Raw genomic sequence first — 7,475 nt, 5'->3', positions numbered from 1 at the left:
ATTCTTATACTACCACAAACAATGTGGTGCTTGGCCATTATTAATTGTATCAGAAAAGGTGCTTAATGACTGGAACTCTGCTAATGTTTCTGGATTTGAGTATTATAGTGTTGGGATAAATAAAATTAATTCGGAAAAACTAAAAGATAAAGAACCTCCAAAGTACTTTCATATAATTGTAACAGGTAGATGTGAACTAGATTTAGATAAAATGGGGATAAAAATAAAGAAAAAGTGTCCAAGTTGTGGTAAGGTTTTTTTTGATAAAGAACCATGGGAAATGAATAAATTAATAATCAAAGAATCAACCTGGGATAAAAGCGATCTGTTTATTAGCGAATTATTTCCAGCTATATATCTATGTACAGAGAAAGTTATAATTACTGCCTGTCAGAATAAGCATACGAAATAAGCATACGAATTTAGAATTTATTGAACCAAAGGATGCTTTAACTATTATGCCTCCACCCAAAACTATCGATTATTTAAAGTATTGCAAATAGTTAGCTAGAAAGCTGATATTGATGTTATTGTTGTAATCAGTAATATCTTTATTTGAACTTAATTTTTCTTGGGTCAATTTCTAGAAACTCATTGTGAGGATCTTCCAGGCCACTTTCTAAAATTCCAGCTGTTGTTTTGCTACTACCAATTGGAAACGGGACTTTCTCATCATTGCGGCGGACCTTTTCCTGGGCTTGGCTACCTTTGTCTTGGCAAACACCTGGGCGCAGCGTCCGAGTTATGATTAAAGAGAGGGATTGAACGATGGCAAAGAAGAAACTCCGCAAAATGCTCGGTGATGTGAACGCGCCGTGTACGGTTGCGCTAATGCGCTTGATTGACACTCAAAGCAAGCGGACTATCCGCAACTGGTGCATTGACTACGCCGAGGCAAAGATTCTTCCAATCTTCGAGAAGCATTGTCCGGATGACCCCCGCCCGCGCAACGCGCTGCAGGCCGCCCGCGATTACCTTGACGGCAAGGTGAAATTTCCGGTGGTTAAGAACATCATTCTGAATGAATGCCACGCCGCCGCCCGGGAGCTGGACGCCAATCCCGTGGCGCAAGCGGCGGCCCGTGCCTGTGGACAGGCTTCGGCGGTTGTGCATACACTTACTCACTCCCTCGGCCTTTACTTCTATGGGGCGGCGGCGATCGCCTATGACCGCGTCGGGTTGGACGAAAGCGCCGAAGTATATAATCAGATCGCCGAGGAAGTCTGCGCCGACATGACGGCAGCCTTGCGAGCCGTAGCCGTTGAGGACGAGCCGAATCCGGTGAAAATCAATTGGAATTGCTGAAGAGGTGTAGGTAATGGATTCAGTTTTCCCTCGACAAGCCGATTGACCATAAATTAATCGCCGATCTTGACTACCGGCTAATGTTTTGGATCGAGCAAGTCCCGGATCCCGTCACTGAGCAGGTTAAAACCTAACACCGCCAGGAGGAGCACAAGACCGGGGGCCAGGCTGTACCAGGGTGCTTGCCGCAGGTAACCCTGGGCTTCGTTGATCATCCGGCCCCAACTCGGTTCGGGCGGTTGGACACCAAGTCCGAGGTAGCTCAAACCCGCCTCGGCGAGCAAGGCGCCGGCAAAAGCCGTGGAAGCGGCCACCAGGAGGGACGGAACGATCTGGGGAAGAATATGCCGGCACATGATGGTTAGTGGACTTAAGCCGATCGTCACCGCCGCTTCGACGAAACTGTACTCCTTAAACTGTAAAAATCCGCTCCGGGTAATCCGGGTAAACCCGGGAATTGCGGTAATGCTGAGGGCGATAATGGTATTTACGGTTCCCGGTCCGAAGACTGCTACAATCATCAAGGCGAGCAACACACCGGGAAAAGCCTGGATCGTGGCGTTAAGTTGTGTAATGGTCCGGTCGAGCCAGCCACCGAAGTAACCACTGAGCGCTCCCAAACTGACCCCGATCACCATCCCAATCAAGACCGAGACGGTCCCGACTAAAAAAGCGGTCTGGGTCCCTTTCATAATCCGGCTGAAAACATCCCGGCCAAAATTGTCCGTCCCCAAAAGATACGGTTTGCCGGGGGGCAGAAAACGCTCTGCGCTACGCATTTCATTTACCGCAAACGGGGTATAAAAAAAACTGACGGTTAACATCAGGAAGAAGAAACCCACAATTAAACCGCCGATTATTAAATTGGAACTGAATTTTCGCTGCATCATCTTACTTGTCTCCACGGATTCGAGGGTCAAGAATGCTATAGGAGAAATCCACCAGTAAGTTAAGGAGGACCACCACGCCGGCCAGATAGAGGGCGATGCCTTGAACCAACGGGAAATCGCGAAAATTGATCGCGTCAATCAGCAACCGGCCGATGCCCGGCAGGGCAAATACTTTTTCGATGATAATACTCCCGCCCAGGATATCAGCGCCCATCAGCCCAAGCACGGTGGTGACGGAGATTAAAATATTCTTGAGTAGGTGAGTATAGAGCACCTTATTTTCCGCTAAACCCTTACCGTACGCCGTGCGAATATAGTCGGCGTTTTTTTTCTTCGAGGTAAGCGGTCCCCACAAAGCGGCTTAAGACCGCCACTTTCGGCAGAGCAACGGCTAGGGCGGGCGGGATTAAAGAGGCCAAGGCACCCAGCCAATCCTCTTCCCAGGGGATAAAGGCCCCCGGGGTAAAAAAGCTGAACAGCTTGGCAAAGGTCAGCATCATCAGGATACCCAACCAAAAAGAAGGGATCGCGGTGCCGATCTGCGTAAGGGAGGAGAAGATGAACTTCCGCTTTTGCCAATGATATTTCCCCATGACCAGCCCGAGGGGGATACCCATCAGCACGATAAAGATCAAGGCCATCCCCGCCACGGGGAGGGTGACTTTGAGACTGTTGACCATTAGTCTCCGCACAGGTTGGGCATAGCGAAGGGAGACCCCCAAGTCCCCGCGGAAAACCCCGCCAATCCAGTGGACGTAACGAAGGGAGAGCGGTTTGTCCAACCCCAACGTTTTCTCCAAAGCCGCTACTTGTTCCGGTGTAGCTTCGGCGCCCAGCATGATTTGGGCCGGGTTGCCGGGTAGCACTTGAAAAACGAGAAAAGTTAGGAGCGAAACCAACCAGAGGGTTAACACACACGAGAAGATCTTCCCGGGCAGATAACGCATCTTCATCACCGCGGGTTTTTCTTCGCCCAATGGACGGTCGACAGATCTTGGACATAGATTGGATACATCTGATAGCCGGCCAGCTCTTTCCGGAGCGCGACGGTATAATGGGGATCCATGAGGAAGACGGCAGCCGCATCTTCCGCTAAGATCCTTTGCGCCTTTTTATAAAGAGTTGCCCGTTTTTCCTCGTCACTTTCGGCTGCGGCCTGCTGGTAGAGCCGGTCAAACTCGGCATTGGCATAGTTGAAAAAGTTGTTCGCATAGTCCGAAGTGTATCTGATCAGGATGGGCAACGGATCAAGTTTCCCAGCCAGGCCAATGATGGTCATCTCATAATCCCGCCCCTGGTAAACCCGTTGCAACCAGACCGCCCACTCGACCAGTTCAATCTCAACCTCAATCCCCACCTTTTTCAATTGTTCAACAATGATCTGGGCGGTGTCGACGTGGAACGGGTAGTTGGACGGCACCGTCAGTTTTGCCCGGAATCCGTTCGGATAACCGGCTTCGGCCAATAATTGCCGGGCTTTTTCCGGGTCGGGGGGATACAGATCTTCCAGGCCGGGTTCGTAATAAGCAGGCATGGCCGGACTAAGGCCGGAACCAAGTTTGGTCCCATACCCAAAGGCCGCCAGGTCAATAAGCTCGTCTTTATCGATGGCGTGATTAACGGCCTGCCGCACCCGGGGGTCGGTAAAGGGTTTCCGTTTCAGGTTCATGGCGAGGATCTGGACCAGATTCTGCTCGTCTTGTAAAACAGAGAAATCCTCACCCAGTTCGGCCGTCCGGTTGATATCAATTCGCGGATAAATATCGACGGCGCCGTTTTTCAAGGCAATTAAGGCCGCCTCCCGGTCCGGGATGATCCGGAACTCCACCTGATCGAGGGAAGGCCGGCCGGCTTGCCAATAGCCATCGAACTTCTCCAAGAGGACCCGCTGGCCCGGCCGGTATTCCACAAACCGGAAAGGGCCGGTCCCGATCGGTTGCGTATTCAGGTTTTGGTAGTCCTTGGGAACAATCGAAGCTGTCGTCAGGTTACTTAAGAGTGAAGCATCAACTTCTTTCAGTTTGAGGATGATTCTTGCGGCATCGGGCACTTCAACCGATTCGACCTTCACAAAAAACGGAGAGAGCGGTTGGCCGGTCCGGGTTCCCATCAACCGTTCCAGAGAATATTGCACATCAGCGGTGGTTACGGTTTGGCCATTATGGAACTTGACGCCGGGGCGTAAATAAAAGGTGTAAGTGAGGCCGTCCGCCGATACCGTATAGCGCTCGGCAAGTGCCGGTAAAAGGGTTCCGTCCGGCGCCGGTTTTAACAAACCTTCATAGACATTAAACATCACCTCATAGGTTCCGGCGGCGGAGGCCAGGTGGGGATCCAAATAATCCGGGTCTTGCGGGATTACCACGACCACTTTGTTTTCTATCGCTTTCTTCTCTCCTTTATCTACGCGCAACCGGAGAAAAACCACTGACACCAGCAAGATTCCAATCAAGACACCAAGATGCAAAAGGGAAAACCTGATTCGCATCGACCCTTCCCTCCTCAAAAAAAGCGAAAAGCCTTCCGGCGAAGGCTCCGATTTACATAGTTAAATTACTGATTACGGACCGTCCGGTTCCGAACAGCTTGTTGTATAACTGTGTTCGCGCCTCGCGCTAGCTTGCCAGATCCCAGACATATACCCCATATTATAGCATTGTCTATTTTCCAACACAAGTGATCAGTGTTGCATGCTTTTTCATGATAGAAATTTTTGCTTATTAAGTTATTACATGCTAAAATAGTAGGAGTGAAGCTGGGCGGGTTGCCTTTATATGGAAAAAGAGGCAAACTCCTGAGGCTAATGTGTTCTGCGTTTAACTAAAAGTTAGCTTAAAATCCGTACTGCACTTAGGAGGGTAGTTCGAGATGATCAACCAAATGACCCTGAAGGAAAAAATTGCACTCTGTGAGGGGAAAAACTTCTGGGAAACCAAGGACTTCCCCGCCTATGGGATTCCGTCGATGTTCATGTGCGACGGACCTCATGGTTTGCGCAAACAGGAAAGCCGCGGTGACCACGTGGGTGTCCACGATTCACGCCCGGCGACCTGCTTTCCCTCGGCGGTGACGACCGCTTGCAGTTGGGATCAGGAGTTGCTTGGCCAAATTGGGGCGGCCATTGCCGCGGAAGCGGCGGACCAGGGGGTAGGTGTTTTCCTTGGCCCTGGCGTCAACATCAAACGCAACCCGTTATGTGGCCGGAATTTTGAGTATTTTTCGGAGGATCCCTACCTCGCCGGGAAATTGGCGGCGAGCTTTATAAAAAACGCGCAGAAAAAAGGGATTGGCACGTGCGTTAAGCACTTTGCCTGCAACAATCAGGAGTATCGGCGGTTAAACTCCGATTCGATCTTGGACGAGCGCACACTGCGGGAGATTTATCTGACTCCTTTTGAGATCGCGGTCCGTGAGGGAAAACCGAAGACGGTCATGTGCGCCTATAACAAAATTAACGGGACTTACTGCAGTGACCACAAGGAGCTTTTAACTGGCATCTTACGGGAAGAATGGGGCTTTGACGGGCTGGTGATGACCGACTGGAGCGCCATGCACGACCGGGTGGCGGGTTTCCGGGCCGGTTGCGATCTGAACATGCCCGGCGGCAGTAACTATATGGCCCGGGAGGTTCTGGACGCGGTCGCCCGGGGTGAACTGGACGAAGCGGACATTGACCGGAGTGCCGCGCGGGTGATCAAGATGGTGCGGGAAGCGGCGGAAGCGCTCAAAAACAAGGTTCCTTGTGACTACGACGCCCATAACGAGCTGGCGCGGATCGCGGCGGAACAGAGTGCGGTTTTACTGAAAAACGAGGATCATATTTTGCCGCTGAAGAAGGAACAGAAAATTGCCATCGTTGGCAAGATGGCGAAGGATATCCGCTATCAGGGTGCGGGGTCCAGTCACATCAACCCGACCAAACTGGTCCAGCCCATTGAGGTGCTGGGCGAGGGGGTAAGGGTGGAAGAAGCAGATGTGGCCGTTGTCCTGACCGGGTTGCCGCCGGAGTATGAGGGTGAAGGCTTTGACCGGGATCATATGATGATGCCGGCGGAGGAAGTGAAACTCATCGAGGAAGTGGCGGCGAAGAACCCCAATACCGTGGTCGTTCTTTTCTGTGGCGCTCCGGTGGAAACACCATGGGCGGACAAGGTGAAGGCCATTTTATACATGGGGTTGCCGGGGCAGGCCGGGGCCGAGGCTTTAAAAAATCTGTTGTATGGGGTAGCCAACCCCAGTGGTAAACTGGCCGAGACCTGGCCGCTCAAGTACAGTGATTGTCCGTCGGCTTCCTACTATCCCCAGCGGGACGGGCAGTACCGCGAGGGGATCTATGTCGGTTACCGTTACTATGACAAGGCCAATGTTGACGTGCGTTGGAAGTTTGGTTATGGCCTGAGCTATACGGAATTTGCCTATGCGGACCCCGTTCTTGACGGGGAAACGGTCTCCGTTACGGTGACCAACACCGGATCTTACGCGGGGGCGGAAATTGTTCAGCTTTATGTCGCTCCCCCGCAAGACGGGATCCACCGTCCCCTGCGGGAGTTGAAACGCTTTGCCAAAGTTCATCTCCAGCCGGGGGAAAGCAAAACGGTCCGCTTTGAGTTGGACGAGCGTTGTTTTGCCGTTTGGGACGATGGTTGGAAGGTGCCTAGCGGCCGGTATACCATTTTGGTGGGTGGTCAACCGGACCAGTTATTGGTGGCGGGGACCATTGACAAAGTGGGCCAAACGGTCGCGATTCCTTCTTGGCAACCGGGTTCGTGGTATGAAAAACCGCAAGGTGCCCCGTCCTTGGAGCAATGGGAGCAAATGCTCGGCCGTAAATATCAACCCCATGTTCCGCAAAAAGGGCAATTCACCATGAACGATGCCTTGGCGGACATGAAGGATCATTCCCTTGTCATGCGGGTAATGTACTGGAATGTACGAAGAAAGATTACCCGGGGCCTCCAACCCGGCACGGCGGTCTACCGGATGCTGGCCGAGTCCAGTGTCACCAACCCCCTGCGGAGTATGCAGATTTTCAGCGGTTTACGGCCCAGTTTCTTCCATGGTTTGCTGGCCATGGCGAACGGCCGGTTTTTCCACGGCTTAAAACTGCTGTTGAAGCGGGATTAACTGGGTTAATCTTTGTCTCCCGTGGAACGGCGCCGTATAATGGAGCTGGTTCCTAGAGAGAAACATGTAAAGCAGTGCAAGCAGGTAATGCATAAAGACTACCCTTCCAGGGGGTCTTTTGCTTTTTGACTGTAACGCCGGGGATTACGGGAAAGA

Annotated in this window: 7 protein-coding genes; 3 read left to right on the top strand and 4 right to left on the bottom strand. The window is 51.8% G+C overall.

All coding sequences use genetic code 11. The features are described 5' to 3' along the window. Nucleotides 1-412: hypothetical protein (locus G5B42_RS04165; RefSeq protein WP_181339190.1), on the top strand; the 412-nt coding region annotated here is incomplete at its 5' end. Nucleotides 413-768: 356 nt separating this feature from the next. Next, nucleotides 769-1,305, top strand: coding sequence for a putative immunity protein (locus tag G5B42_RS04160; RefSeq protein ID WP_181339189.1), 537 nt, complete (start codon nt 769-771; stop codon nt 1,303-1,305). A 77-nt stretch (nt 1,306-1,382) separates the two neighbouring features. Here the strand turns inward: G5B42_RS04160 and G5B42_RS04155 are convergent, their stop codons facing one another. From G5B42_RS04155 to G5B42_RS04140, 4 genes are read right to left on the bottom strand one after another with little or no spacing between them, the layout of a single operon-like run. Beyond that, a complete protein-coding gene (locus G5B42_RS04155; RefSeq protein WP_181339197.1) occupies nt 1,383-2,192 on the bottom strand; it encodes an ABC transporter permease in 810 nt (269 codons plus the stop codon). A 4-nt stretch (nt 2,193-2,196) separates the two neighbouring features. Beyond that, nucleotides 2,197-2,469: an ABC transporter permease subunit gene (locus G5B42_RS12095; protein ID WP_331274035.1), complete on the bottom strand. Its 273-nt coding sequence runs from the start codon at nt 2,467-2,469 to the stop codon at nt 2,197-2,199. Nucleotides 2,470-2,488: 19 nt separating this feature from the next. After that, nucleotides 2,489-3,148, bottom strand: a complete 660-nt coding sequence (locus G5B42_RS12090) for an ABC transporter permease (RefSeq protein ID WP_269206151.1) — start codon at nt 3,146-3,148, stop codon at nt 2,489-2,491. Then, on the bottom strand, nt 3,148-4,683 hold the full coding sequence (locus G5B42_RS04140) for an ABC transporter substrate-binding protein (protein WP_181339186.1): 1,536 nt from the start codon (nt 4,681-4,683) through the stop codon (nt 3,148-3,150). Before G5B42_RS04140 ends, G5B42_RS12090 begins: the two co-directional genes overlap by 1 nt. Before the next feature lie 380 nt (nt 4,684-5,063). Here G5B42_RS04140 and G5B42_RS04135 point away from each other — a divergent pair, with 380 nt between their 5' ends. Further along, nucleotides 5,064-7,319: a beta-glucosidase gene (locus G5B42_RS04135; RefSeq protein WP_231133225.1), complete on the top strand. Its 2,256-nt coding sequence runs from the start codon at nt 5,064-5,066 to the stop codon at nt 7,317-7,319. Nucleotides 7,320-7,475: the final 156 nt, after the last annotated feature.

This window comes from Capillibacterium thermochitinicola, assembly GCF_013664685.1.
Classification (GTDB): Bacteria; Bacillota; UBA4882; order UBA10575; family UBA10575; genus Capillibacterium; species Capillibacterium thermochitinicola.
Note: the sequence above shows the minus strand (reverse complement) of the source record. Positions and strands in the feature narration are given on the sequence as shown.

Excerpts from the sequence above, each read along its gene's own strand:
- G5B42_RS04160 (WP_181339189.1), top strand. The coding sequence starts at position 769 with ATGGCAAAGAAGAAACTCCGCAAAATGCTCGGTGATGTGAACGCGCCG.
- G5B42_RS04155 (WP_181339197.1), bottom strand. The coding sequence starts at position 2,192 with ATGCAGCGAAAATTCAGTTCCAATTTAATAATCGGCGGTTTAATTGTG.
- G5B42_RS12090 (WP_269206151.1), bottom strand. The coding sequence starts at position 3,148 with ATGAAGATGCGTTATCTGCCCGGGAAGATCTTCTCGTGTGTGTTAACC.
- G5B42_RS04140 (WP_181339186.1), bottom strand. The coding sequence starts at position 4,683 with ATGCGAATCAGGTTTTCCCTTTTGCATCTTGGTGTCTTGATTGGAATC.
- G5B42_RS04135 (WP_231133225.1), top strand. The coding sequence starts at position 5,064 with ATGATCAACCAAATGACCCTGAAGGAAAAAATTGCACTCTGTGAGGGG.